The organism is Nesterenkonia halobia (genome assembly GCF_039536005.1).
In the GTDB taxonomy this organism is placed as follows: Bacteria; Actinomycetota; Actinomycetes; order Actinomycetales; family Micrococcaceae; genus Nesterenkonia; species Nesterenkonia halobia.
The window spans coordinates 83,333-108,905 of the sequence record NZ_BAAAYG010000001.1; the positions used below are offsets into that span (position 1 = coordinate 83,333).

Annotated in this window: 22 protein-coding genes and 1 tRNA gene; 10 read left to right on the plus strand and 13 right to left on the minus strand. The window is 72.1% G+C overall.

Annotated features, from left to right (window positions below):
• Positions 1-288: 288 nt before the first annotated feature.
• Together ABD652_RS00345 and ABD652_RS00350 are read right to left on the minus strand one after the other, a co-directional pair.
• Positions 289-1,347, minus strand: a complete 1,059-nt coding sequence (locus ABD652_RS00345; RefSeq protein ID WP_344717198.1) for a class I SAM-dependent methyltransferase — start codon at positions 1,345-1,347, stop codon at positions 289-291.
• 38 nt (positions 1,348-1,385) lie between these two features.
• Entirely contained in the window at positions 1,386-2,357 is a 972-nt protein-coding gene (locus ABD652_RS00350) for a CPBP family intramembrane glutamic endopeptidase (protein ID WP_344717199.1), read from the minus strand.
• 131 nt (positions 2,358-2,488) lie between these two features.
• Here ABD652_RS00350 and ABD652_RS00355 point away from each other — a divergent pair, with 131 nt between their 5' ends.
• Positions 2,489-3,679 carry a sensor histidine kinase gene (locus ABD652_RS00355; RefSeq protein WP_344717200.1) on the plus strand — a complete coding sequence of 397 codons (1,191 nt, stop codon included), beginning with the start codon at positions 2,489-2,491 and terminating at the stop codon, positions 3,677-3,679.
• Positions 3,667-4,323, plus strand: a complete 657-nt coding sequence (locus ABD652_RS00360) for a response regulator (RefSeq protein ID WP_344717201.1) — start codon at positions 3,667-3,669, stop codon at positions 4,321-4,323. Before ABD652_RS00355 ends, ABD652_RS00360 begins: the two co-directional genes overlap by 13 nt.
• Before the next feature lie 27 nt (positions 4,324-4,350).
• On the opposite strand, the gene ABD652_RS00365 is transcribed toward ABD652_RS00360, so the two are convergent.
• The 4 genes from ABD652_RS00365 to ABD652_RS00380 all read right to left on the minus strand — a co-directional run bounded on the left by ABD652_RS00365 (position 4,351) and on the right by ABD652_RS00380 (position 8,997).
• Entirely contained in the window at positions 4,351-5,451 is a 1,101-nt protein-coding gene (locus ABD652_RS00365) for a Fic family protein (protein WP_344717202.1), read from the minus strand.
• Positions 5,452-5,555: 104 nt separating this feature from the next.
• On the minus strand, positions 5,556-6,182 hold the full coding sequence (locus ABD652_RS00370) for an MOSC domain-containing protein (protein WP_344717203.1): 627 nt from the start codon (positions 6,180-6,182) through the stop codon (positions 5,556-5,558).
• A 104-nt stretch (positions 6,183-6,286) separates the two neighbouring features.
• Positions 6,287-7,468: a cystathionine gamma-synthase gene (locus ABD652_RS00375; RefSeq protein ID WP_344717204.1), complete on the minus strand. Its 1,182-nt coding sequence runs from the start codon at positions 7,466-7,468 to the stop codon at positions 6,287-6,289.
• A gap of 2 nt (positions 7,469-7,470) precedes the next feature.
• Complete coding sequence (locus tag ABD652_RS00380) at positions 7,471-8,997, minus strand: pyridoxal-phosphate dependent enzyme (protein WP_344717205.1); 1,527 nt, start codon at positions 8,995-8,997, stop codon at positions 7,471-7,473.
• A 177-nt stretch (positions 8,998-9,174) separates the two neighbouring features.
• On the opposite strand from ABD652_RS00380, the gene ABD652_RS00385 reads away from it, so the two are divergent.
• Positions 9,175-10,257 (plus strand): DNA-3-methyladenine glycosylase family protein, encoded by a 1,083-nt coding sequence (locus ABD652_RS00385; protein WP_344717206.1) that lies wholly within the window; start codon positions 9,175-9,177, stop codon positions 10,255-10,257.
• Positions 10,258-10,357: 100 nt separating this feature from the next.
• Here the strand turns inward: ABD652_RS00385 and trxA are convergent, their stop codons facing one another.
• Complete coding sequence (trxA, locus tag ABD652_RS00390; RefSeq protein WP_344717207.1) at positions 10,358-10,822, minus strand: thioredoxin; 465 nt, start codon at positions 10,820-10,822, stop codon at positions 10,358-10,360.
• 210 nt (positions 10,823-11,032) lie between these two features.
• Positions 11,033-11,114 (minus strand) — tRNA-Tyr (locus tag ABD652_RS00395).
• Positions 11,115-11,374: 260 nt separating this feature from the next.
• Here ABD652_RS00395 and ABD652_RS00400 point away from each other — a divergent pair.
• Positions 11,375-12,799 (plus strand): aminotransferase class I/II-fold pyridoxal phosphate-dependent enzyme, encoded by a 1,425-nt coding sequence (locus tag ABD652_RS00400; RefSeq protein ID WP_344717208.1) that lies wholly within the window; start codon positions 11,375-11,377, stop codon positions 12,797-12,799.
• 44 nt (positions 12,800-12,843) lie between these two features.
• Here ABD652_RS00400 and ABD652_RS00405 read toward each other — a convergent pair whose 3' ends face one another.
• On the minus strand, positions 12,844-14,124 hold the full coding sequence (locus tag ABD652_RS00405; RefSeq protein WP_344717209.1) for a cobalamin-independent methionine synthase II family protein: 1,281 nt from the start codon (positions 14,122-14,124) through the stop codon (positions 12,844-12,846).
• A 347-nt stretch (positions 14,125-14,471) separates the two neighbouring features.
• Here ABD652_RS00405 and ABD652_RS00410 point away from each other — a divergent pair, with 347 nt between their 5' ends.
• Positions 14,472-14,960 carry a YajQ family cyclic di-GMP-binding protein gene (locus ABD652_RS00410; protein WP_344717210.1) on the plus strand — a complete coding sequence of 163 codons (489 nt, stop codon included), beginning with the start codon at positions 14,472-14,474 and terminating at the stop codon, positions 14,958-14,960.
• 142 nt (positions 14,961-15,102) lie between these two features.
• On the opposite strand, the gene ABD652_RS00415 is transcribed toward ABD652_RS00410, so the two are convergent.
• Complete coding sequence (locus ABD652_RS00415; protein ID WP_344717211.1) at positions 15,103-16,338, minus strand: Na/Pi symporter; 1,236 nt, start codon at positions 16,336-16,338, stop codon at positions 15,103-15,105.
• A gap of 384 nt (positions 16,339-16,722) precedes the next feature.
• Between ABD652_RS00415 and ABD652_RS00420 the strand changes: the two genes are divergently transcribed.
• The gene (locus tag ABD652_RS00420) at positions 16,723-17,616 is read left to right on the plus strand and encodes a M48 family metalloprotease (RefSeq protein ID WP_344717212.1); all 894 of its coding nucleotides are present in this window, start codon (positions 16,723-16,725) and stop codon (positions 17,614-17,616) included.
• Between the two features lie 90 nt (positions 17,617-17,706).
• Here ABD652_RS00420 and ABD652_RS00425 read toward each other — a convergent pair whose 3' ends face one another.
• Positions 17,707-19,131, minus strand: a complete 1,425-nt coding sequence (locus ABD652_RS00425; protein WP_344717213.1) for an FAD-dependent oxidoreductase — start codon at positions 19,129-19,131, stop codon at positions 17,707-17,709.
• Between the two features lie 279 nt (positions 19,132-19,410).
• On the opposite strand from ABD652_RS00425, the gene ABD652_RS00430 reads away from it, so the two are divergent.
• The 3 genes from ABD652_RS00430 (at position 19,411) to rox (ending at position 22,094) form a co-directional block, all read left to right on the plus strand.
• Positions 19,411-19,839, plus strand: a complete 429-nt coding sequence (locus ABD652_RS00430; RefSeq protein WP_344717214.1) for a hypothetical protein — start codon at positions 19,411-19,413, stop codon at positions 19,837-19,839.
• On the plus strand, positions 19,836-20,342 hold the full coding sequence (locus ABD652_RS00435; RefSeq protein ID WP_344717215.1) for an HIT family protein: 507 nt from the start codon (positions 19,836-19,838) through the stop codon (positions 20,340-20,342). Before ABD652_RS00430 ends, ABD652_RS00435 begins: the two co-directional genes overlap by 4 nt.
• Before the next feature lie 306 nt (positions 20,343-20,648).
• Entirely contained in the window at positions 20,649-22,094 is a 1,446-nt protein-coding gene (rox, locus tag ABD652_RS00440; RefSeq protein ID WP_344717216.1) for a rifampin monooxygenase, read from the plus strand.
• A 188-nt stretch (positions 22,095-22,282) separates the two neighbouring features.
• Here rox and ABD652_RS00445 read toward each other — a convergent pair whose 3' ends face one another.
• Positions 22,283-23,320 (minus strand): polyprenyl synthetase family protein, encoded by a 1,038-nt coding sequence (locus tag ABD652_RS00445; RefSeq protein WP_344717217.1) that lies wholly within the window; start codon positions 23,318-23,320, stop codon positions 22,283-22,285.
• 11 nt (positions 23,321-23,331) lie between these two features.
• Positions 23,332-24,006 (minus strand): demethylmenaquinone methyltransferase, encoded by a 675-nt coding sequence (locus tag ABD652_RS00450; RefSeq protein WP_425574523.1) that lies wholly within the window; start codon positions 24,004-24,006, stop codon positions 23,332-23,334.
• A gap of 234 nt (positions 24,007-24,240) precedes the next feature.
• On the opposite strand from ABD652_RS00450, the gene ABD652_RS00455 reads away from it, so the two are divergent.
• The gene (locus ABD652_RS00455) at positions 24,241-25,563 is read left to right on the plus strand and encodes an isochorismate synthase (protein ID WP_344717218.1); all 1,323 of its coding nucleotides are present in this window, start codon (positions 24,241-24,243) and stop codon (positions 25,561-25,563) included.
• The last annotated feature ends 10 nt before the right edge of the window (positions 25,564-25,573 follow it).

Sequence of the window (25,573 nt, forward strand, 5' to 3'; positions counted from 1 at the left end):
TCGACAGCACAGCTCTTCTGCACACATGCGTCGACCACCTCTGCTCGACATGCGTCAAGGGCAGGGCAGGGTGCACATGCTCTGATGAGAGCTGGGATGACGGGGACTCTGCGACCGCTGGTCGGCTCCGGAGTCGACCCGTGAAACACACATGAACCTCGACAGGCATCACAGGCGTCGAATGCTTCGACGCTCGCCTGGAGCAAGCAGGAGAAGACGGGGCCTTCCGGAGAATGCCCTATGAGTCTACGGCATCGCGACGCCGAATGCCGAGTCTCGAGACGAAGGTCACGGCCAGGCCACGTACCAGGCGTTCTGCGCGTCATGCGGCAGCAGGTGCGTGGACACCGAGCTGAAGCCGCTCTCAGCGAGCAGCGCCTCCGCGGCCGGCCGTCCCCACGCGGCTCCGAGGCCGGTCCCGCCCCGGGCCAGCGAGACCGTCAGGCAGTGCATCGTGGAGATCGTATAGATGAACGGTCCCAGCGGGTGGTCGAGGTCGCCGGCATGGGTGCCCGACGTATTGATGTCCTGGGCCAGGTAGACGCCGTCGGGCCGCAGCGCCTCCCGGATGCCGCGCACCACGGCGAGGGGATCGGCCTGGTCGTGGATCGCGTCGAAGGTCGTCACCAGATCGAAGGACTGGGCGCCCCACGGCGCCGGGAGGACGGCGGCGTCGCCGACGCGCCCCTCCAGCGACGGCAGGTCGGCATGCTCGGCGCGCAGGTGGTCGATCGCCTCCTGGGAGAGGTCGAGCCCGTGGAACCGCGAGCGCGGGAACTGCCGGGCCAGCACGGCCAGCGCCCTCCCCCGGCCGCAGCCGACGTCGAGCACGTCGATGCCGGCGGTCAGCCGGCCGGCGAGGCCTGGGACCATGGGCAGGACGTCGTCGAGCAGCGCGGCGACCACCGTCTGTGCGGAGTCGGCCTCCATGACCTCCTGGAACCGCGGATAGGAGGAGTACGGGACGCCGCCGCCGTGTCGGAAGCAGCCGACGAGCTCGTCCTCGACGCCGGCGAGGACAGCCAGGTACTGGGCGAAGGCTGCGACGTTCGCATCGCCCTCGTCGGTGAGCAGGTCCGCATGCGCCGCCGGCAGCCGATAGCGTCCGGTCTGCGGGTCGTGGGCGACGAGACGCCCGACGGCCATCGCCCCTAGCCACTCGCGCACGTAGCGCTCCTGGAGACCGGCGGAGGCGGCGAGCTCGGCGGCCGTCGGCGGCGTCGACGCCTGCGCCAGGACGGCGAGGAGCCCGGTGCGGTGGCCGAGGGCCAGCATCAGCCCCAGGCACCCGTCGTTGAGGATCTCGACGAGGCGCTCCTCCGCCGCCTCGGCCGTCGGGTCGTCCACCGTCCACACATGCCTCACCCCCGCTGCCCGGTCCACCGTCAGCGTCCGCCCGGCCGACCGGGAGAGTCAAGAGACCCGGCCCGCGACGCGGGAGAGACGGTCCTCGCCCGCACGATCCGTTGCTCGACCCAGAGCACGAAGGCCGCGACCGCCGCGGCATCGGCCAGCGCCACCGGCCAGCCGACCTCCGTCGCCGCCAGGTCGCCGATCCCGCCGAACCCGAGGAGAGACACGGCGAGGTTGTTGACCACATGCAGCGCGATCGCCGCCTCGAGCCCGCCGGTGCGCCAGGTGATCCAGGCGGTCCCGAGCGCGAACACGGCGATCGCCAGCTGTCCGGGCAGGTCGTAGTCATGGCCGAGGACGAAGAGCGGCACCGGCAGCAGGATCGCCCACCCCGGGTGCTTCAGCCAGGCGCCGAGGGTCTGCATCAGCGCCCCGCGGAAGATGTACTCCTCGGCGGCCGCCTGCATCGGGACGAGCACGAGGGCCAGCAGCAGCATCGGCCACGGGACCTGCAGCCCCATCTGCCGCGCCCCGCCCTCGCCGAGCTGCGCCCAGGCGGAGACGGCCGCCATCCCGGCGGCGGCGACGACGGCCGGCACCAGGCAGCGCGCCATCATCGTCCAGCGCAGCCGCCCAGCCACTGAGGACAGCAGCCCGACCGGCCGACATCCCGCCAGCCGGAAGCCCAGCAGCAGCGCCGGGAGCATCAGCGCGACGGTTCCGAAGATCAGCGTGAATCCCCAGGGATCATAGACGTCCAGCGTCGCAGGAAACTCCGCGTCAGGGTCCCGGATCAGCAGCGACAGCAGCACGGCGACCATGAGGACGAAGCCGCCGACGGCATAGATCACCGCACTGAGCACCAGGCCCAGCAGCGGCTTCCACCAGCGGTACTGCGGCCAGCTGCGGGCCAGCCGGTGGTGGACCGGCGGCGCCGGCTCCTCGTCGGGACACGGCATGGAGTCCGGCGGGGTCGTGACATCAGTGGTCGTCGAAGAAGGCATAGTTCCATCCTTCGCCGGCCCGCCGGCGCGCACATCGGTCGCTGAGCAGCCGGCCCGCCGTCGAAAGGACCAGATCAGCGTCATCCTTCCGGTCGACGCGGGGCGCCGGGCCGGTGGATAGGCTGGACACCGTGACAGCTCGTGGACGACGCCGACGGCACCTCTGGCAGCTGCCCCTGACGGCGCTGATCGGCCTGGCCTCCGGCGTCGTCGTCTGGGTGGACGTCATCACGGTCGACCCCGACATCTCGCCGCTGCCGCTCCTGCTCGACGTCGTCCTCGGCCTCGCCTCGATGGTCCTGGTCGGCCTGCGGGACCGGGCCCCGGTGACCATCGCCCTGCTCCTCTGTGCGACGGCGGGCTTCTCCGTCTTCGCCGTGGCCCCGTGGCTGCTCGCCGTCGCTTCGCTGAGCACGCGCCGCAGCCTGCGGCTGGTGGCGCTCCTGCTCGCCGCCACTGTCGCCTCGACGGCGCTCGGTGAGCTCGTGATGCCCCTTCCCACGGAAGACATGCCGTTCGACGACCCCTGGCTGATCATGGGAGTGGCGCTCACCGGCATGGCCGTCTTCGCCGCGCCGGTCCTCTCCGGGTGGATCCTCGGCGCTCGGCGGGCGCTGGTGGAGAGCCTGCGCAACGAGGCGCGCGCCGCCGAGGCCGAACGCCGCCTCGCCGCCGAGCAGGCGCGCACGGAGGAACGCATCCGGATCTCGCGGGAGATCCACGACGAAGTCGGCCACCGGCTCTCGCTCATCGCCCTCCATGCCGGGGCGCTGGAGTACCGCGAGGGGCTCGCCGCCGAGCAGGTCCGGCATGAGGCCGGAGTGATCCGCTCCAGCGCGCACCAGGCGATGGGCGAGGTCCGCCGCACGCTGCAGGTGCTGCGCGACGACGCGTCCGGACATCTCCCGGAGGATCACGACGCGGGGCTCGATCTGGAGGCGCGCATCCGACGCCTCGCCCAGGACGCCGACGACGCCGGGTCCCCCACCACTGTGCGGGCCTCCGCGCCGCTGGCCGAGCTGCCGCCCGCGTCGAGCCGCCACGTCCACCGCATCGTGCAGGAGTCGCTGACCAATGCGCTGCGCCATGCCCCGGGAGCCGCCGTGGAGGTCACCCTCGACGGCGGCCCCGGCGACCGACTGGCGCTGACCGTCGCCAACCCGCGGCTCCGCAGGACGCCGGAGGAAGCTCCGGTCGGCGCCGGCGGAGGACTCGGGCTGGTCGGCGCCCGCGAGCGCGCCGAGCTGGCGGGCGGACAGCTCGTCACCGAGGCCGGAGAGGACGAGTTCCTCGTGAGGGCGTGGGTGCCATGGCCGAGCTGAGTGTGCTGGTCGTCGACGACGAGGAGCTCATCCGTGCCGGCCTGCGCCTGCTGCTCGACGGCGCCGAAGGGCTGCACATCGCCGGCGAGGCCGCCGACGGGCACCGGGCCGTCGAGCTCGCCGCCGCGCTCGATCCCGACGTCGTGCTGCTCGACCTGCGCATGCCGGGCATGGACGGCTTCGCCTGCGCCGAGCAGCTGCTCGCCGACGACCCCGACCGCACTGTGCTGGTGCTGACCACCTTCGACGCCGACGAGACCGTGCTGCGCGCTCTGGAGCTCGGCGTCGCCGGATTCCTGCTGAAGGACACTCCGCCGGCCGAGCTCGTCCGCTCGGTGCGGCAGGCCGCCGAAGGCGCCCCGGCGCTCTCTCCGTCGGTCGCCCGGCAGGTGATCTCGCGGGCCACCGCCCCGCGCGAGGGCTTCCGGAGCGAGGAGGCTCGCGGCCGCCTCGCCGCACTGACCGAGCGGGAGCTGGAGATCGCCCGCGCCGTCGCCGAGGGGATGACGAATCAGCAGATCGCCGAGGCGCAGTTCGTCAGCCTGCCGACGGTCAAGACGCACATCGGGCGGATCATGCAGAAGCTGGAGGCCGACAATCGGGTGAAGATCGCCCTGGCGATCCATCGAGCGGAGCTGAGCTGATCCCGACTGCGTGCTGGAGTCCAGCCGTCACGCGTTCGCCAGGACCTCCAGGTACCCGTCGTGGACGAACAGCACGTCGCGCCCCTTCTCCATTCGCCGAAGCACTCCGGCGTCGACCATGGCGCTGAGCCATTTGCGCGCCGTCGGACGCGAGACGCCGCAACGTTGCTGCACTGCCGCCATGCGCGTGTAGGGACGCATCATCAAAGTCTCGACGAACCAGAGGTTCCCTCCGGCGGGCAGGGCATCGGCGGCCACACGCTTCAGCTGCTCTTCGACCGCCTGCAGCTCGTCGATGAGCAGCACTGTGGAGCGAGCCGTGCTCTGTACTGCGTCCAGGATGAACCTGATCCATGCGACGAAGTCCCCCTCCTCGGTGACTCGCCGCAGCAAGCTGTAGTACTGGCGCTTATGCGCGATGATGTACCGCGACAGATACAGCGTGGGGCGGGAGAGCATCCCCTCATTGATGAGCTGCAGAATGGCGAGGATCCGACCAGTCCGCCCGTTCCCGTCGTCGAACGGGTGGATCGCCTCGAACTGATAATGGCTCAACGCCATGCGGACGAGCGGATCATGAGCGCCGGGAGAGTTCACATAGTTCTCCCACTCCCCCATCTTCCGGTCGATCACCTCGAACCCCTCAGGAGGGGTGTACACCGGGGCGCCAGTCAGCGCGCTGGCGATGATCGTCCCCGGAGTCCTGCGGAGAGTCATGGACCGCCCGCTGATCTCGCCGCAGATGGTCTCAGCCGTCGCACGAGTGAGCGTGCCCCGCTCCTCGACGATCTCCACACCGCGGAAGAGACCGTCTCGGTACCGCAGGGCCTCCTTGACGTCGGGGGACGCCTCATCGAGATGGTCCATATAGCTGAACAGCTCGTCAGTCGTGGTGACGACGTTCTCGATCTCGGAGCTGGCCTGCGCCTCGAGGACGGTCAATGCGCTCAGCAGCACCTCGGGGTTGGGGAGCCTCCGCGCAGCTTCGTCCATCTTCGCCAGCACGGCCCGTGCCTCGACGACCTGCCGCAGCACGTCAGGAGGTTCCACGTCCTGGGCGGGCGGCAGAGGAGGAAGCTCCTGGTACGGGCGGTTCGGATCCCAGGAGGACTCAGAGGCGGAACACATGGCTCCGATCTTTCCACGCCACCCCCGATATGGAAAGAAAATCGCGAAACCTTTCCATGTCGGGCACCATCTGGAAACTCCCCTGCCCCGTCGGGCAGCTCTGTTCAGTCCCCGGGACGCGCGGCCGCCGGGCCCTTCGCCGTCGCGATCTCGCGGATGGTGGCCTCCGGGGCCTCGGCGACGGAGACGACCTCCACCGGGTCGCCGGCGCGGACCTCGCCGGGGGTGACCACGCGGAAGTAGGTGCCGGGGCGGCCGGCCTGAAGGAACCGCTTCACCCAGCCGGGCTCGTCCATCCACCGGCCGAAGGTCGCGCAGGGGATCCGCGGGCGGGTGGCCTCGAGGACGAGCCGCTCGCCGATCCGCCACCGCTCCCCCGGGTAGGCGCCGTCGACGTCGAGGCCGGCGATGCGCAGGTTCTCACCGAAGGCTCCCGGCGGAACGTCCCGGCCGAGCTGATCGGCCCACCAGGCGGCGTCGTCGTCGGAATAGGCGTAGACCGCCTTCTCCTCGCCGCCGTGGTGCTGACGATCGGCCTGGACGTCGCCGTGCAGCCCGAAGGTCCGGACCATGACCGGTTCCTCGGCGGGCCGCTTGTCGATGGCGGTGACCCCGACCTTCCCGGCGTCGTCGCGGACGAGCTGGTCGACCACGCAGACGGCCTCCACAGTGCCGGTCAGGCCGAGCCGGTCGGCGGCGGCGAGCAGACAGGTGGGCGAGGCGTCACTCATGGCGCCAGTCTAAGCGCCCCCTCGGAGGCGATGACGCCGTGGAAACTGTGGGAATGGTCGCTCATTCCCACACGTCCCACGGAGTCATCCCCGGCCGACGGCGCTCAGAGGCCGGCGAGCGCCTTGTCGAGGTCCTCGATGAGGTCGGCGACGTCCTCGATGCCCACCGACAGCCGCAGCAAGTTCTCCGGCACCGCCAGCTCGGTGCCCTGCACCGAGGCGTGGGTCATGTGGTGCGGGTGGTTCATCAACGACTCGATGCCGCCCAGCGACTCGGCCAGCTGGAACAGCCGGGTGCCCTCGGCGACCTTGCGCGCCGCCGGCTCGCCGCCGCGCAGCTGCACTGAGACCATGCCGCCGAAGCCGCGCATCTGGGCCTTCGCCAGGTCGTGGCCGGGGTGGTCCGGGAGCCCCGGGTAGAGCACCCGCTCGACGGCGGGGTGGTCGACCAGGTGCTCGGCGATCGCCTGGGCGTTGCTGCAGTGCCGGTCCATCCGCACCCCGAGAGTCTTCAGCCCGCGCGTGGTCAGGTAGGCGTCCAACGGCCCGGAGACCGCGCCGACGGCGAACTGCTGGAAGCCGACCTGCTCGGCGAGGTCGTCGGCGGCGGCGTCGGACCCCAGCACGACTGCGCCGCCGACGACGTCGGAGTGGCCGCCGATGTACTTGGTCGTCGAGTGGACCACCGCGTCGGCGCCGAGGCTCAGCGGCTGCTGCAGATAGGGCGTGGCGAAGGTGTTGTCGACCACGAGCAGCGCCGAGCGGCTGTGCGCGATCTCGGCCAGCGCGGCGATGTCGGTGATCGCCATCAGCGGGTTCGACGGAGTCTCGACCCACAGCACGGTGGCGTCCTCGGCGTCCAGGGCCGCGGCGACGGCGTCGGCGTCGGCCAGATCCAGCGGGGTGTTCGCGATGCCCCAGTTCCCGTGGACGCGGTCGATGAGCCGATAGCTGCCGCCGTAGGCGTCGTCCCCCATCACGATCCGCTGGCCGGGGCGCATCACTGCGCGGATCAGCGCGTCCTCGGCCGCCAGCCCGGAGGCGAAGGAGAAGGCATGCCCCCCGCCCTCGGCGGCGGCGAGCTGGGTCTGCAGCGAGCTGCGGGTCGGGTTCGCCGCCCGGCCGTACTCGTAGCCGCCGCGCAGCCCGCCGATGCCGTCCTGGGCATAGGTCGAGGAGAGGTGGATCGGCGGGACCACGGCCCCGGTGGTGGGGTCGAAGTCCTGACCGGCGTGGACGGCGGCGGTGGAGAAGCCCAGCGGGCTCTCGGCGTGGTGATGGGTCATGCTCAGGCCTCCTCGTCGAGTCCGGTCATCCGGACCAGCAGATCATTGCGGGTCAGCACGCCGACGATGTCGCCGTCCTGGGCCACCAGCAGCGTGGGGGCGGTGCGCAGCTTCTCGAGGATCTGCGGCACCGTCTCGGTGATGCCGACCAGCGGCAGCTCGTCGGAGAGATGCTCGGACACCGGGGCCCGCGCGTCGACCTGGCCGAGGATCAGCGCGTCGGAGAGCCGCTCGACGTCGACGGTGCCGTAGACCTCGCCGATGCGCGCGACGCGGCCCGGCTCGTCGATGACCGGCACGATGTCGACGCCGTAGCGGGTCATCACCGAGATCGCCTCGCGCAGCGTCGTCGAGCGCGGGATGGCGATGACCTCGGGCAGCGCCTCGGAGACGGCGTCGCGCTTGGCGGTCAGCAGGTCGGCCGCCGTCGTCGTGCGCGGATCGCGCGCCCCGGTGCCCGGGGCCGGATCGGCGACGCCGCCGAGACGGCCGTCGCACACGGCCTCGGAGATCTCCTCCGTGCTGGTCACCGCCAGCTCGGAGCCGGTGGAGGTGGAGACGACCTCGCCGAAGCCGTGGTCGATCATCCACTGGTCGTTGAAGATCTTGCCCAGGTAGCCACGGCCGGAGTCGGGCAGCACGGCGACGACGACGTCGTCCTCGCCCAGCCCTTCGGCCACCTTCAGCGCCGCGGCGACGGCGGTGCCGGAAGAGCCGCCGACCAGCAGCCCCTCCTCAGTGGCCAGCCGGCGGGCCATGGCGAAGGATTCGGCGTCGGTGATCGCGTGCTCCTCGTCGGGCACCGACGGGTCGTAGTTCTTCACCCAGATGTCCTCGCCGACGCCCTCGACGAAGTACGGGCGCCCCTCGCCGCCGGAGTAGACCGATCCGTCGGGGTCGGCGACGACCACCCGCACCGGTCCGGACGCGCGGTCGGCGGAGACCTCCTTCAGGTAGCGGCCGGTGCCGGTGACGGTCCCGCCGGTGCCGGCGCCGACGACCAGGTGGGTGACCGTGCCGTCGGTGTCCTCCCAGATCTCCGGGCCGGTGGTCTCGTAGTGGGAGTGCGGCGCGGCCGGGTTGGAGAACTGGTCGGGCTTGAAGCCGCCGGCGATCTCGGCGGCGAGCTGGTCGGAGATCCCGTAGTAGGACAGCTCGGACTCCGCGGAGACGCCGCTGGGGCCGACGACGACGTCGGCGCCGTAGGCGCGCAGCACGTCGCGCTTCTCCTGGGCCACCTTCGGCACGGTGACGAAGACGCTGCGGTAGCCCTTCTGCTGGGCGACCAGCGCCAGACCCACGCCGGTGTTGCCGGAGGTCGGCTCGACGACGACGCCGCCGGGCCGCAGCCGGCCGTCGGCCTCGGCCTCCTCGATCATCTTCAGCGCGATGCGGTCCTTGATGGAGGCGCCGGGGTTCAGGTACTCCAGCTTGACCAGGACGGTCGCGGAGATTCCTTCCGTCACCCGGTTCAGCTTCACCAGCGGGGTGCCGCCGATCAGGTCGACTACGGACTGGGCATATTTCATGGACCCAGGCTACCGCCGGGCCGTCCGCGGGCCCCGGGCCGATCGCCCGCGGCGGACTCATGGAGAAACAGAGGCCCTGCGGCGCGGCGCAGGGGCCGGGCACGGAGGCCGCGCGCCAGCGGCCGGGACAGGATTCGGGCCGGGGCCGCGTCCGGGGCGATGTGGTGGGATGGACCGGTGACCTCCTCCCCCGACGCTGCGCCCGCCGCCGAGCAGGTCCTCGACCTCGGCGGAGTGCTCGATCTGCCCCGCACGCTGGGGGTGCTGCAGCGCGGCCGGGCGGATCCGGCGCTGCAGGTCGACGGCGGGCCGCTGGGCGGCGGCGCCGTCGGCGGCCCGGACGGGACGCCGGGGGCGGGGGCCTGGCTGGCCTTCCGACAGGAGTCCCGCCAGCAGGCCGGCGGATCCGGCCCGGCCGGCGGGACCGCCCTCCCGACGCTGCTGCGCCTCGACCAGCTCGACGCCTCCCGCGTGCGGGCCCGCGCCTGGACCGCCGCCCCGGACGACGACGGCGCGGTCGCCGCGACGGCCGTCGCGGAGGCGGCGACGCTGCTGGGCGCCGCCGACGACTGGACCGCGTGCGAGAGGCTGCTCGACGCCCGCGGCGACGAGCAGTCGGCGGCGCTGGCGCGGGTCCGTCGTCGGCACCCGGGCGTGCGGCTTCCGGCGACCGGCCGGCTGGTCGAGCAGCTGGTCACAGTGGTGCTGGAGCAGAAGGTCACCCATGATGAAGCCCGTCGCTCCTGGCGCGAGCTGCTGCGCGCCGTCGGCGACCGCCCGCCGGGCCCGGCGCCCCGAGGGATGCTGCTGCCCCCGACGCCGACGCAGCTGCGCGGCATCCCCTCCTGGACATGGCACCGGCTGGGGGTTCAGCCGCCGCTGGCGGCGACGATCCAGCGGGTGGCCGAGCGGGCGAGCGCGCTGCGGCGGCTGGGCGCCGTCGGACCCGCCGACGTCGACGCGGCCGCCGAGCTGGCCGACCGGCTGACGGCGCTCCGCGGGATCGGCGCGTGGACGGCGGCGGAGACGCTGCAGCGCAGCCACGGCGCGGCGGATCTGGTCGCCGTCGGCGACTATCACCTGGCCCATCGCGTCGGCGAGGCGCTGACCGGCCAGCGCACCGACGACGCCGGGATGCTCGCGCTGCTCGAGCCCTGGCGCGGGCACCGGCAGCGCGTGGTGCGGCTGATCGGACTCAGCGGCTTCCAGCACCAGCGGCGCGGCCCGATGCTCGCCCCGGAGGATCACCGCCGCCGCTGACCCCGCCCCACACACGTCGAGCGGGGGATCCACTGCCGCTGTGCGCTGGATCGGCGCAGCAGCCATGGATCCCCCGCTCGATGCGTCGGGGCGGGGAGGCTCAGCTCCGGGCGGAGTCCTCGCCGGAGCCCTCGGAGCCCTCTGCGACCTCGCCGGATTCCTCGCCAGAGACCTCGTCGGACTCCTCGGCGTTCTGCGCGGCCTCGGCCTCGTCCTCGGCGATCTGGCGGTGGACCTCCTCCATGTCCAGGCCCTTGACCGCGGTGATGACCTCGTTGAGCTGCTCGGCGTTCAGCGCGCCGGCCTGGGAGAACACCAGGACCTTCTCGCGGAAGGCCATCAGCGTCGGGATGGAGGTGATGTTCGCCGCCGCCGCGAGCTCCTGCTCGGCCTCGGTGTCGACCTTGCCGAAGGTCACGTCCGGGTGCTGCTCGGAGACTTCCTCATAGACGGGGGCGAACTGCTTGCAGGGACCGCACCAGTCGGCCCAGAAATCGATCAGCAGGATCTCGTTGTCCTCCAGCGTCTGCTGGAAGCCTGCCGTGGTCAGTTCGGTGGTAGCCATGGCGGCCACCTTACGCGACCACGACGGCGCTGTGGGCGCTTAAGCGACCGGCGAAAGCCCCCTGGAATCGGGGTGGAGACCGGCTGGATGAAGCCCTGCGACGGGTCTGCGAGAAGCTCGCGAGAACCCCGCGAGGAGGCCCGGCGACGAGGCCGCCGCATGCACGACGAAGGGCCCGGACCATCCGGTCCGGGCCCTTCGTCTCAGGGGTGGCAGATGAGGGATTCGAACCCACGAAGGCAATGCCAGCTGATTTACAGTCAGCCCCCTTTGGCCGCTCGGGTAATCTGCCCTGCTGTCCTCGATCGGGCCTGCCCGGCCGAGCACCCCACCACTTTAGCCGACGATCCGGGGCTCCTGCCAATCGGCGCCGGGTGTGCGTCTGCTCACCCGCCCGAGCTCCGCCGTGGGCGGGCTCGGCACCCGGTCAGGCACCCAACTCAGCACCGGGCTCAGCACCAGGCTCAGCACCGGACTCGGTCGCGCCTGCGGCCGCGCAGTAGGCTGGACGCGCAGCCCTCCGCCCCCTCCCCGCCATCTCCAGGAGCTCCCGTGGCCGACGTCGATGCCGCCTCCCTCGCCCGTTCGCTGACCGAGCACAGCCCGGCGGGGATCGCCGAACAGGTGCGCGAGCTCATCGTCGACGGCACGCTGGAGGCCGGCACGCGCCTGCCGACGGTCCGCGACGTCGCCACCGAGGTCGGCGTCAGCGTCGGCACCATCGCCCAGGCCTGGGCGCTGCTGCGCGAGGGCGGGCTCGTCGAGACCCGCCGGCGCGGCGGCACGCGCGTCATCGAAGGCCACGGCCCGACGGCGGAGAACTTCCCCGGTTGGCACGCCGTGGACCTGCTGCGCCACAGCCCGGATCCGCAGCTCGTCCCCTCGCTGGAAGATGCGCTGACCCAGGCGGTCCACCAGCCGGGCATCCACGCCTGGAGCCGCGAGCACATCGTCGACCAGCTGGCCGAGCAGCTGGCGGAGCGTCTGCCCGACCAGCCGCGGAGCTATGCCGCGGTCAGCTCCGGCACCGAGGCGCTGTGGCTGGCCACCCGGGCCGCCGTCGACGTCGCCGCCGGGGCCGCCAGCGCCGAGCACGCCGCCGAGGCAGGCGTCGGGCTGCGCACCGCCGCCGGCGCCGAGCCGGTGGTCGCCGTCGAGGAGCCGGCGTCGCCGGGCTATCTCGGCGTGCTGCGCGGCATGGGCCTCGCCCCGGTCGGCGTCGCCGTCGACGAGCAGGGTCCGCGGCCGGAGGCGCTGTCCGCGGCGCTGGAGCAGGGCGCGGTCGCCGTCGTCCTCTCCCCCTCCGGGGCGTTCTCCGACCGCCATCGGCTCACCGCCGAGCGCGCCATGGCGCTGGAGCCGCTGCTGGCCGCGGCCGGCGAGGTCACGATCATCGAGGACGATCCGCTGGGCCCGCTGGCCGAGGACGGCGAGGCCGTGCCGTCGCTGGAGGCGCTCTTCCCGCACCGGACGCTGCGGGCGATCGGCTTCGAGCGCGCCTTCGGCATGGACCTGCGCAGCTCCGTGCTCGCCGGCGACGCGGAGCTGATCCACCGGTGCATCGCGCGCCGCTCGGGCGGAGTGGCCTCCACCAGCCGCATCCTGCAGCATGCGCTGGCCCACCAGCTGCGCGACCCGGTGGTCGCCCACCGGCTCGCCTCGGCGCGGAAGCACTACGCCGCCCGTCGCGAGCTCACCGTGGAGCGCTTCGCCGCCGCCGGGCTGACCGCCCGCTCGGGGCCGGGCAGCTGGGCGGTCTGGGTCGAGGTCGACGACGAGCAGTCCGCGGCCCTGGCGCTCGGGGCCCGCGGGATCGTCGTCGACGTCGGAAGCTCCTGCGTGGTCGCCCCGCGGCCGACCGGGCTGCTGCGCCTGTCGACCGCACAGCTGCCCGAGGACCCGGCGCGGCTCGACGAGCTGGCCGCCACCGTCGCCGGAGCGGCCGCCGGCTCGCTGGAGGACGCGACCTTCGTCTGAGCCGGCGCCGAAGTCCCGGGCTCCGGCCGCCCGCCGGGCCGTGCTCAGCCGAAGAGCCGCCGCGTGGCGATCTCCGCGCCCTCGGCGAGGCTGCGCAGCTTGGCCTCGGCGATCAGCGGGTGGAGGCGCCCGCCCAGGCCGCAGTCCGTCGAGGCGATGACGTTCTCCCGGCCCACCCGCTCGGCGAAGCGCTCGATCCGCTGGGCGACGAGCTCCGGATGCTCGACCACGTTCGTCGCATGCGAGACGACGCCCGGCACGATCACCTTGCCCGCCGGCAGCTCGACGTCGTCCCAGACGGTGTACTCGTGCTCGTGGCGGACGTTGGCCGCCTCGAAGGAGTAGTACGTCGCGTCGATCTGCAGCATGAGGTCGACGATGTGCCGGAACTCGATGTCGGTGGTGTGCGGACCGTGCCAGGAGCCCCAGCACAGGTGGAAGCGGATCTGCTCCTGCGGCAGTCCGCGGAGGGCGTGGTTCAGCGCGTCGATGCGCAGCTGGGTGAAGGCCCGGTAGTCCTCCACGCTGGGCTCCGGCGAGATCTGGTCCCAGTTCTCCGCGATGGAGGGGTCGTCAATCTGCACGATGAGCCCGGCGTCGGTGATGGCCCGGTACTCCTCGCGCATGACCTCGGCCCAGGCGAAGAGGTGCTCCTTCTCATCCCCGTAGTGGCGGTCGGCGATGCGGGCGGCCGAGCCCGGCGAGAGCGAGGTCATGAAGCCGGTCTCCAGACCGGCCGCGTCGAGGGCGCGGCGCAGGTTCGCGACGTCGGAGGCGATCGCCTCGTGGCCGGTGTAGGCCAGCGGGCCGGTGGTGGCCGGGAACGGGGTCGCATGCGAGCCGGTGCCGATGCCGGCCTCGGGATCGCTGTAGGCCTCGTGGAAGGCGACCCAGTCGCGACGGTTCGGGAAGCTGGTCAGCCGCACGTCGCCGGGGGCCGACTCCGCATGCGGCTGGCTGAAGATGTCCTCTCCGGTGACCTCCAAGCCGGAGACGCGCTGGAAGATGTAGGACCACCAGGCCCCGTAGTCCACCGCCGAGGTCATCGCCTTGCCGTACTCGCCGTCGCCGGGGACGGTCACCCCGGCGGCCTTCTGCCGGGCGACGAGGTCGACGACGGCCGCGGAGAGCTGGCGGTCGAACTCCGGGGTGCGCTGCAGCGTCAGCCCGTCCGCGGCGAACTCGCGGGCAGCGTTGGCGGCGATCAGCTCCTCGGTGCGCGGCAGCGAGCCGGCGTGGGAGACGAGGATCTGCCGCGCCGGGTCCTGCAGAGTGCTCGCGGGAGCGCTGGAGCGGGTGTTGGTGTGGGTGCTGGTGTGAGGCATGCGGCCTCTCCTTCCTGGGTCGGTCGGAGGGCCCGCTCCGGCGAGCCGCGGACTCCCCGGTGCGGACCCGCCGGCGCGGCGCCGCCCGCGGCCCGTCGCGGGCTCGGGGCGCCTGGCCGGTGCAGAGCAGGTCCGCAGCGGTGCCCCGAGGCGGGGCGCGAGGCTTCGCATGCACGCTGCGTGGATGACATGGCCGTCGTCGGACGCCGCGGAGCCGCGCCGGCCGACGAAATGTTCATGTCTTCACTGAGCATTGTAGGGCGGCCCGATGGACCCCGGGCCGATTATGACGGCGGCCGATAGACTCGACGACGACTCACGACACCGTCTCGAGCAGGAGGACGCTCATGGCCAAGGAATCCAGCTTCGACATCGTCTCCCAGGTGGACAAGCAGGAGGTCTCCAACGCGCTGCACCAGGCGCAGAAGGAGATCTCGCAGCGCTACGACTTCCGCGGCACCGGCGCGGGGATCGACTACTCCGGCGAGAAGATCCTCATCCGCGCCGAGGCCGAGGAGCGGGCGAAGGCGGTCAAGGACGTCTTCGACTCCAAGCTGATCAAGCGCGGCATCTCGCTGAAGTCCTTCGACGCCGGCGAGCCCTACGCCTCCGGCAAGGAGTACCGGATCGAGGGCGCCATCAAGGAGGGCATCGACCAGCCCACCGCGAAGAAGATCACCAAGATCATCCGCGACGAGGGCCCGAAGTCGGTCAAGGCCACCATCCAGGGCGACGAGCTGCGCGTGACCTCCAAGTCCCGCGACGACCTGCAGGAGGTCATCACCCTGTTGAAGGACTTCGACGACGCCGCCCTGCAGTTCATCAACATGCGCTGACCCGCGGCCGGGCCCGCAGCCGGGCCTGCGACCGGGCCGGCCTCCGGGCGGCGACACGACAGCGGCGCCCCCGCTCCGCAGTGGAGCGGGGGCGCCGCTGTCGTGTCGGCATCGTGCCGGCGTCTCGCCGGCGTCGTGCCGGTCAGACGATCGCCGTCACCGCGATCAGGCCCAGCGGCAGCACCACGAAGATGCCCACCACCCAGCCGGCGGCGTAGAGCTTCTTCTCCGCGGCGACGTCCGCCAGGCGGCTCGCCGCGCGCAGCGGCAGCTCGCGCAGCCCCGGGATGCCGAAGATCAGCGCAGTGGCCAGCACGTTGAACAGCAGGTGGGCCAGCGCGGCGATCAGCGCCACCCTCGCCGCCGGCCCGTCGAAGGCGAAGGCCGAGATCAGCGCAGTGACCGTCGTGCCGATGTTCGCCCCGAGGGTGAAGGGGTAGATCTGGCGCAGGCTCAGCGTCCCGGAGCCGGCCAGCGGAACCATCAGGGCCGTCGACGTCGACGAGGACTGGACCATGACAGTCATCAGCGCGCCGGAGCCGATGCCGGCCAGCGGCCCGCGGCCCATCGCCGCGTGCAGCACGGCGCGGGCCTTGCCGACCATCAGCACCTTCAGCAGTCGGCCGATGAGGTTGATGACCAGCAGGATGAGCGCGACGGCTACGCCGATCATCACCAGGCCCTGCCAGAGCGGCGGCAGCCAGCCCAGCGAGGCGGTGATGCCCTCGGCCAGCGGCGTGGTCGCTCCCTTGATGACGGATCCCAGACCGCCGAAGATCGCCGCCAGCGGCCCGCCGTCGGTGCCGGAGAGCGGGCCCGCCAGCGCAGTGGCGAGCTGCTCCAGCAGCCCGAAGGCGATCTCCAGCGGCAGGAAGATCGCCACGGCGAGGAGGTTGAAGAAGTCGTGGACCGTCGCGGCGGCGAAGCCGCGGCGGAAAGCCGCCTGATCCCGGACCATGCCGAGGCTGACCAGCGTGTTGGTCAGCGTGGTGCCCAGGTTCGCGCCGAGGATGACCGGGATCGCGATGGACAGCGGCAGCCCGCCGGCGACCAGCCCGACGGTGACCGAGGTCGTCGTCGAGGAGGACTGCGTCAGGACTGTGGCGGCGACGCCGACCATCAGGGCGACCAGCGGATTGGTGGCGAAATCGAAGAGCGTCTCGGCGTGCCCGCCGGTGGCGATGCCGAAGCCGTCGCCGATCACGTGGACCGCGGTGATCAGCACGTAGACCGCGGCGACGACGCCGAGCCAGTTGGCGATGCTGAGCGCCCGGCCGGAGAGGCCGAGGCGCTCGAAGGGGGTGATGGGACGGGTGACAGGAGCTTCGTGAGCTCCGGTGGTGACCTTCTCCGGTGCCGCGGCGGCCGGTGCGGACATCGATTCTCCTCAGCGTGAGCCGAGACCCTCCGGGCCTCTGCCGGACGCAGCTTCCGCCGCCCGCTCATCCACCGGTGAACATTCGGTGATGTGGGTGACACGGCGGACAACACTGCGCATCCCTTGCCCCATGAGCGTCACACGCGGAGGTGAACTCCGAGTGAACTGCCCTCCACCCACGCATGACCGCCGCTGTGGAATCACTCACACCCACCCTGCTCGCCGCATGCCCCAACAGTGGCAACCTTGAGCACGGTACTGACGAATGTCCCTGTCGAGGCCCGCGCCGAGAGCGGACGAGCGCCCAGGACGGATAGCATGAACGACGACGGGGCGATCCCGACGACGGCGCCCCTCCCCGCACGTCATCGGACAGGAGAGCGCATGCATCAGCACCACGGACGGCTCCGCACGGCAGGCCTGCTGGCCTTCCTCTTCGCCCTGCTGCTGCTCATCGGCGCGCTGCTCGCCTACTTCACCAGCAGCCCCAGCTTCCTGCTCATCTTCGGCCTCATCGGCGTCGGCTCGGTGGCGTACTCCTACTGGAACTCCGACAAGCTCGCCCTGCGGGCGATGAAGGCCTACCCGGTCAGCCGCGAGCAGGCGCCGGCGCTGTACGAGATGGTCGAGGAGCTCGCCGAGCGCGCCCAGCAGCCGGCCCCGCGGATCTTCATCGCCCCGCAGCCGACGCCCAACGCCTTCGCCACCGGTCGCAATCCGGAGAACGGCGTCGTCTGCTTCACCGAGGGCATCCTGAACCTGCTCAGCCCCCGGGAGCTGCGCGGGGTCACCGGACACGAGCTGATGCACGTCTACAACCGCGACATCCTGATCTCCTCGGTCGCGGCCGCCGTCGCCGGCTTCCTGACCACGATCAGCCAGTTCTTCCTGCTCTTCGGCGGCGGCTTCGGCCGGGGCGGCAACAACCAGGGCGGCAATCCGCTGGCGCTGATCGGGGCGATCGCCGCGGTGATCCTGATGCCGATCGCCGCCAGCCTCATCCAGATGGCGATCAGCCGCACCCGGGAGTACGACGCCGACGCCGACGGCGCCGAGCTCAGCGGCGACCCGCTGGCACTGGCCTCGGCGCTGCGCAAGCTGCACGGCGGGATCAACGCCGAGCCGCTGCGCGAGGACCCCAAGCACGACGCCCATGCGCATATGATGATCGCCAATCCGTTCGGCCCGAAGGCCAAGCAGCTCTTCTCCACGCACCCGCCGATGGACGAGCGCGTCTCGCGCCTGGAGCAGATGGCCTCCGGCCCGCCGCAGGGCTGACCCCTCGCCCACGACGAGACGAGCCCGCCCGGACCCTGAGGTCCGGGCGGGCTCGTCTCGTGAGGGCGGGCTCGTCTCGGCCGGGCCGACTCAGCCCTCGCGCGAGATGCGGACCATCTCTTCGCGGGGCACGACCTTGACCCGCTCGCGCTCCACCGGACCCTGCGCCGTCGCCTGCTCGCCGAGGGAGACCTCGTGCGCGTCGAGCGTCAGCCAGCCCTCCCAGGTGGTGTACTCCACCCCGCGGGAGTCGAGCAGCTCGAGCACCGCCGCCTCGTCGGGCTCCTCGGCGGCGGGCAGCTGATGGACGTCCTCCAGCAGGCAGCCGATGGTCTCCAGCGCGTCGCCCTTGGTGTGGCCGATGAGTCCGACCGGACCACGCTTGATCCAGCCGGTGGCGTAGGTGCCCGGCAGGTGCTCGCCGTCCTCGTCGAGCACGCGGCCGGCCTCGTTGGTGATCACTCCGCGCCGGGCGTCGAACGGGATGCCCGGCACCTGGGTGCCGTAGTAGCCGACGGCGCGGTAGACCGCCTGGACCGGGTAGTCGAGGAACTGTCCGGTGCTCCGGACGCCGCCGGAGCCGTCGAGCTCCATGCGCTCGAAGCGGATGCCGGCCACGCGGCCGGTGCCCTGCCCCTGCTCATCGGTGCCCTCGAGGACCTCGACCGGCTGGTGCAGGAAGTGCAGATGCAGCTTCCGCTCGGCCTCCTCAGTGCGCTCCTCCTGCTCGACCAGCCAGTTGGCCAGCGTGTTGACCATGGTCTTGACCTGGTTGTTCGACTTGATCGCCTCGTCGGAGGCCTCGTCGAACTCGAAGTCCTCCTCGTCGAGGACGATGTCCACGCCCGGCGCGTGCGAGAGCTCGCGCAGCTCCAGCGGGGTGAACTTCACCTGTGCGGGGCCGCGACGGCCGAAGATGTGCACGTCGCGGGCCGGGGACTCCTCGAGCCGCCGGTGGACGTTCTCCGGGACCTCGGTGGTCAGCAGGTCCTCGGGGTGCTTGGCCAGCATGCGGGCGACGTCCAGCGAGACGTTGCCGTTGCCGATGACCGCGATCTGCTCGGCCTCCAGCGGCCAGTCGCGCGGGTAGTCCGGGTGGCCGTCGTACCAGGAGACGAAGTCGGCCGCGCCGAAGGAGCCCTCCAGCTCGATCCCCGGGATGTCCAGCGAGGCGTCGCGGATCGCGCCGGTGGCGAAGACCACGGCGTCGTAGTGCCGGCGCAGGTCCTCCAGCGTGAGGTCGACGCCGATCTCCACGTTGCCCAGCAGCCGGATGTCGCCGCGGTCCATGACCTTGTGCAGCGCCTTGACGATCCCCTTGATGCGCGGATGGTCGGGGGCGACGCCGTAGCGGATCAGCCCGAACGGCGCCGGATACCGGTCGAAGAGGTCGATGCTGACCGGGATGTCGCTCTTCTTCTGCGACTTGGCCAGGATGTCCGACGCGTACACGCCGGCCGGGCCGGCCCCGACGACGGCGACGCGGACGGGGCGCTGGGGAGTCTGGTCTGTCACTTCGGGGACGTCCTTTCCATGCGCGGCCGACGGCACGACGACGCGCTCGACCGCGGGCGGCGTCGTCGCGGGGGTCGCGCCGCCGTCGCCTGCTCGATTACCTCAGAACAGTATGCCGTATTGCACAACGCCCGCCGCCCGGAACCCTGTTCCCCGCGGGCGTCGACATGACGGATCTCACGGCGGATCGCTGCTCCCGCGGCCCCGAGACGAGCATCGCAGCCGCCGGGCGCCGACGGCGCCGCGCGCCGTCGGGGCTGCGCCGACTAGACTGGCGCCATGGCGGAGATGCTCCTGGAGAAGTACAAGGGCCTGGTGGCCAAGCACCTCGACGATCGGTGGACCCCGCAGGAGGGCTACACCGCCGAGGAGCTGGCCGATCAGCTCGCCGCCGCAGATCTGCCCGCCGGCACCTCCCTGCCGCTGGCGCTCGAGGAGTTCTACCGGGCGGTGGGCCGCTGCGAGGAGCTCATGGAGGCCCATTGCTTCTTCTTCGACCCCGACGAGTTGATCGTCGAGGACGGCCACCTGCTCTTCCTGGAGGACGAGGAGGAGCAGTTCGCCTGGGGAGTGCCCGTCGAGGCGCTCGACGTGCCCGATCCGCTGGTCCGTCGGCGCGCGAACTCCACCGGCGCCTGGCACGACGAGGACGCCACCGTCGGCGAGTTCATCCTGGACCTCCTGGACTTCTCCTTCGAGGAGGAGTGAGCGTGGTCGATCCGTCCACGCTGCACGCCTCCCACCAGCCGCCCGACTACGCCTGCCCCTTCTGCGGCCTGGCCTGCGGCGACGTCGAGACCGGCGACAACCGCTGCGAGCTGAGCGACCTGGTCCACCAGGACGACGAGCTGCTGGTATTCATGGCCTGCGACGGCTTCGGCCCGCACGAGGGCCACGCGATGATCACTCCGGTGGCCCACCGCGAGGCGCTCTACGACCTCGACGACCACCTGCTGGCCCGGATCGGGGCCATGCAGCGCGACGTCGCCCTGGCGATGAAGCTCGCCTGGAACCCCGAGGGCACCTCCGTCCGCCAGCACAACGAGCCCGCCGGCAACCAGCACGTCTGGCACTACCACCTGCACGTCTTCCCGCGGTACAGCGACGACATGCTCTACCGCCAGCTGCGCCATCCCGTCCCCGTCGACGTGCGGGCGGAGAAGGCCGTGCAGCTGCGCGAGGCGCTGGAGCAGGTGCTCGTTTCCCGCTGACTCGCGTCTCGGCTGTCGCGGGTGGCTCCGGGGGCTCGCGGGTGGTCGCCTGCGGCGCGTCCGGCACCCGCCTCGCACCTTCGCTCCGGCTTCGCCGTCGCCACAAGGGATCCGCGAGGCGCGTGCCGACCACGCCGTGTGCCGGAAGTTCGCCGTCGGCGCGCCCCGGCGACCGATGCACACCAGGCATGAGAAAAGCGAGGAACCGATCGTTCCCCGCCATGCTCAGAATATATCCCACCAGGGGTCTTGCCGCAAGACGCCCCTGTACCGCGACAATGATCGCACTGACGAACAGGGGGCTTCATGATCGATGCGATCATCGTCGGCGGCGGGCCGACCGGAATGATGCTGGCGAGCGAGCTGCGGCTGCACGGAGTCGGCGTGCTCGTCGTCGAACAGGACGCCGAACCGACGCCGCAGGTGAGATCGCTCGGACTGCATGTGCGCAGCATCGAGATCCTCGACCAGCGCGGACTGCTCGACCGGTTCCTGGCGCACGGGCAGAAGTATCCCGGCATGGGCCACTTCGCGGGGATCGACAAGCCGTGGCCCGAGTCCCTCGACACCGCCCACGACTACATCCTCGGGATCCCGCAGCCGGTCACCGACCGCCTCCTCGCAGAGCGGGCCGCCGAACTCGGCGCCGAGATCCGTCGCCGGTGCGCGGTGGTCGGGCTGACGCAGGACGATGACGGCGTCACGGTCGAGCTTGACGACGGCGCGACGATGCGAGCGAGCTACGCCGCCGGATGCGACGGCGGGCGCAGCACGATGCGCAAGCTCCTGGGCGTCGGCTTCCCCGGAGAGCCGCCCGCTGCTGAATGGCTGACCGGGGAGATGGAGGCGACCGCCCCGGCCGAGGAGATCGCCGCCGTCGTCGCCGAGGTGCGCGAGACCCAGCGCGGGTTCGGGATCGGACCTTCCGGCGAGGACGTGCACCGCGTCGTCGTGCCCGCCGCCGACGTCGCGGAGGACCGCACTGCTCCCCCGACTCTCGAGCAGGTCCGTGAGCGGCTGCGGGCCGTCGCCGGCACGGACTTCGGGGTGCACTCGCCGCGATGGCTGTCGCGATTCGGCGACGCCACCCGACTGGCCGAGCAGTACCGCAGCGGGCGAGTGCTCCTCGCCGGCGACGCGGCGCATGTGCATCCGCCGCTGGGCGGACAAGGCCTGAACCTGGGCATCCAGGATGCCGTCAATCTCGGGTGGAAGCTTGCGGCCGCCGTCGACGGTTCGGCGCCGGACGGCCTGCTGGACAGCTATCACGCCGAGAGACGCCCTGTCGCCGCCGAGGTGCTCGTCAACACCCGCGCGCAGTCAGCGCTGCTCGCCACCGACCCCGGGACCCAGGCCGTGCGTCAGCTGCTCGCCGAGCTGCTGGACGTCGACGAGGTGAGCCGGCGACTGATCGAGAAGATCACCGCTCTCGACGTCCGCTACGACGTCGGCGACGGCTCCGCCCGCCTCGGCACCCGTCAACGCGATATCCACCTCGGCGACGGGCGCCTCTACGACCACATGCACGAGGCCCGCGGTCTGCTCATCGACCAGACGGGAGAACTCGACGCCGACGGCTGGAACGACCGCGTCGACGTCGTCGTCGCCGCCAGCGAGGAGCTCGACGATCCCGCCGTCCTCCTCCGCCCCGACGGACACATCGTCTGGAGCGGCGCCGACCAGGACGATCTCGCTGCGACTCTGCGCCGGTGGTTCGGCCCTCGCGCCGCCTCGAGCCGCGACCTGTCGTAGGGCTGTGAGATGTCGTGGCGCAGCAGCCCGACGACATCTCAGAGTCCTGCGATCAGCGGGAGGGACAGTGTGCGGAGCTCCGGACGCAGGGCGAGCACGCCAGGAGACTCGCGGATTCCTTGTGGCGACGGCGAAGCCGGAGCGAAGGTGCGAGACTCCTGGCGTGTTCGCCGCCGGTGGACGAGAGATCAGCCCTCGCGGTCCACCACGGCGTCGGCGAAGGCCAGCAGGGCCGACTTGATCGTCGACTCCGGCAAGTCGGTCAGCGCCTCGGCGGCCCGGCGGGACCACTCGTGGGCGATCTCCCAGGCCCGGTCGGTGACCGGATGGGCGACGACGGCGGCGACGGCGGCGGCCAGCGCGTCGTCGTCGGTCAGGTCGCCGTCGACCAGCGCCAGGGCCTCGGCCGCGGCGACGTCGCCGTCGGCTGCGGCGGCGCGCAGCAGCAGCACCGGCAGCGTGGGCACGCCTTCGCGCAGATCGGTGCCCGGAGTCTTGCCGGAGGCCTCGGCGTCGGAGGTCAGATCGATGACGTCGTCGGCGAGCTGGAAGGCCACGCCGACCGCCTCGCCGTAGGTGTCCAGCAGCGCGGCGGTCTCGGCGGTGCAGCCGCCGTAGTGCCCGCCCAGTCGGGCGGCCGCGGCGACCAGCGAGCCGGTCTTGTCGGCGATGACCTGCAGATAGTGGTCGTAGGGGTCCTCGCCCGTGCGCGGGCCGACGGTCTCATGCAGCTGCCCCATGACCAGCCGCTCGAAGGTCCGCGCCTGGACCTGGGAGCCCTCCAGGTCCAGCTCGGACATCATCCGCGAGGCGCGGGCGAGGATCAGGTCGCCGGTGAGGATCGCCACTGAGTTGCCCCAGACTTCGTGGGCGGCCGGTGCGCCGCGGCGCACCGGGGCCGAGTCCATCACGTCGTCGTGGTAGAGCGTGGCCAGGTGAATCATCTCCATGACCACCGCGGCACGCCGGACGGCGTCGTCGGGCCCGTCGCCGAGCAGGGAGGTCAGGATGGTCAGCAGCGGACGGATCCGCTTGCCGCCGGCCTCGGCGAGGTAGCGCGAGGAGGTGTCGGCCAGCTCGTCGTCGCTGGAGAGCGCGGCGAGCAGCTGCTCCTCCACGGAGCTCAGCGCCTCGGAGATCGCCGGAGCCAGGCGCTCGTCGTCGGCGAGCGCCTCGAAGCCCGGCGGGAGGCTGAGCGACAGGGGGTCGACTGCGGAGTGGTTCATCGCCGTCCAGCCTATCGGGCGTCGGGCGCGTGCGGCGCGGCCGGCCGGCGCGCATGGTGGATGGCGACGATGCCGCCGGTCAGGTTCCGGTACCGCACCGACTCCCAGCCGGCCTCGGCGACGAGCACGGCCAGCTCGTCCTGGTCGGGCCAGGCGCGGATCGACTCGGCCAGGTAGACATAGGCCTCCGGATTCGAGGAGACCCGCCGGGCCGCCGACGGCAGCGCGCGCATCAGGTACTCCAGGTACACCGTGCGGAACGCGGCGCAGCTCGGGTCGGAGAACTCCATGACCGCCAGCCGGCCGCCGGGGCGGGTCACCCGGTGCATCTCGGCCAGCGCGGCCTCGGTGTCGACGACGTTGCGCAGCCCGAAGGAGATGGTGACCGCGTCGAAGGAGGCGTCGGCGAAGGGCAGGGCCGTCGCGTCGCCGTGGACGAACTCGATGTCCGGCCGACGGCGCCGGCCGACGGCGAGCATGCCTTCGGAGAAGTCGCAGGCCACCGTCTCGGCGCCGGCGTCGGCGAAGGGCTCCGCGGAGCTGCCGGTGCCGGCGGCGAGGTCGAGGACGCGCTCGCCGGGCCGCACGTCCAGCGCCTGGACCAGACGACGGCGCCACAGCCGGGTCTGCCCGAGCGAGAGCACGTCGTTGGTCAGGTCGTAGCGCTCGGCGACCTGGTCGAACATCGAGGCGACGTCCTCGGGGCGCTTGTCCAGATCGGCCCGGGGCCCGCGGCGCGCACGCCGCGTGTCCGGCCGGGGGTCCTGCGCTGCAGAATGCGATGAGCTGGTCACGCCAGCATTGTCCCAGAATCCAGGTGCGCCCGCGCGGAGGGCGTCGCCGGAGGTCAGCGCCGGGACGAGGCGGGGCTCACAGCCGGTGCGCGACGAGCCCGGAGACGGCGATAGACTTTCTCCGCCATGGAAGCCCCACCGCTGCACTCCGTCGTCCGGGAGGTCACCCTCCCCGACGGCGTCCGCCTGCCCGAGCTGCTGCCGCGCCTGACCCCGACCGGCTGCTGGATCCGCCGCGGCGAGGGCATCGTCGGGCTGGGCGTCGCCGACGGCGCGACCGCCTCCGGCTCGCAGCGCTTCGTCGAGCTCTCCCGCTGGTGGGAGGAGCGCCGCGCCGTCGTCGAGGAGGCGCCGCGACCGGCCGCGCTCGAGCAGATCCCGGGCTGCGGGCCGACGGTCTTCACCTCGGTGACCTACTCCTCGGACTCCGCGCACGCCTCCCACCTGACGCTGCCGGAGGTGATCCTCGGCGACGTCGCCGGGCACACCTGGGTCACAGTGACCACGGTCGACGCCGACGACGCCGTCGCCGCCGTCCTGGCCCGGCACGGGCTGGCTCTGGGCGCGGACGGGGCGCTGACCCTGGTCGACGACGCCCGGGACTCCCCGGAGTTCCCCGCCACCCGGCTGCGCGCCGGGGCGCATCCGACCGAGCATTACCTCGACGCCGTGGCCGCGGGCGTGGAGGCCATCGAGGAGCGCCGGCTGGAGAAGCTGGTGCTCGGCCGCGACGCCGTCGTCGAGGCCGAGGCCCCGATGCCGCGCGGGGTGATCCTCGCCGGGCTGGTCCGCGACTACACCGACTGCTGGACCTATCTGGCCGGCGATCTGCTGGGGACCACTCCGGAGATGCTGGTCACCGTCCGCGGCCGCGACCTGGCCGCGCGCGTGCTGGCCGGCACCGTCGACGGCTCGCTCTCCGCCGCCGAGGCCCGCGAGCAGCTGCTCGACGACGTCAAGCAGCGCAGCGAGCACGAGATCGCGGTGCAGTCGCTGCTGGCCCAGCTGGCCCCGGTGGTCGAGCTGATCAGCGCGCAGAACCCGCCGGCGGTGCTCGCTCTGCCCAACGTCCACCACCTCTCCACCGACGTCACCGGCCGGCTGAGCCGCACCGCCGACGGCACGCTGCCGCCGGCGCTGACCGTCGCCGAGCGGGCCCACCCGACGGCGGCGATCTGCGGGACCCCGACGGCGACGGCGGCCGAGCTCATCGCCGCGCTGGAGCAGCTGGACCGCGGCCCGTTCACCGGTCCGGTCGGCTGGATCGACGCGCACGGCAACGCCGACGTCGGCATCGCGCTGCGCGGCGGGCTCCTGGGCGCCCACGATCGCAGCGTGCGGCTCTTCGCCGGCTGCGGGATCGTCGCCGGCTCGGATCCGGAGTCCGAACTCGCCGAGACCCGGGCGAAGCTGCGCCCGATGCTCGGCGTGCTCGGCGTCGAGGACTGAGCACCGGGGC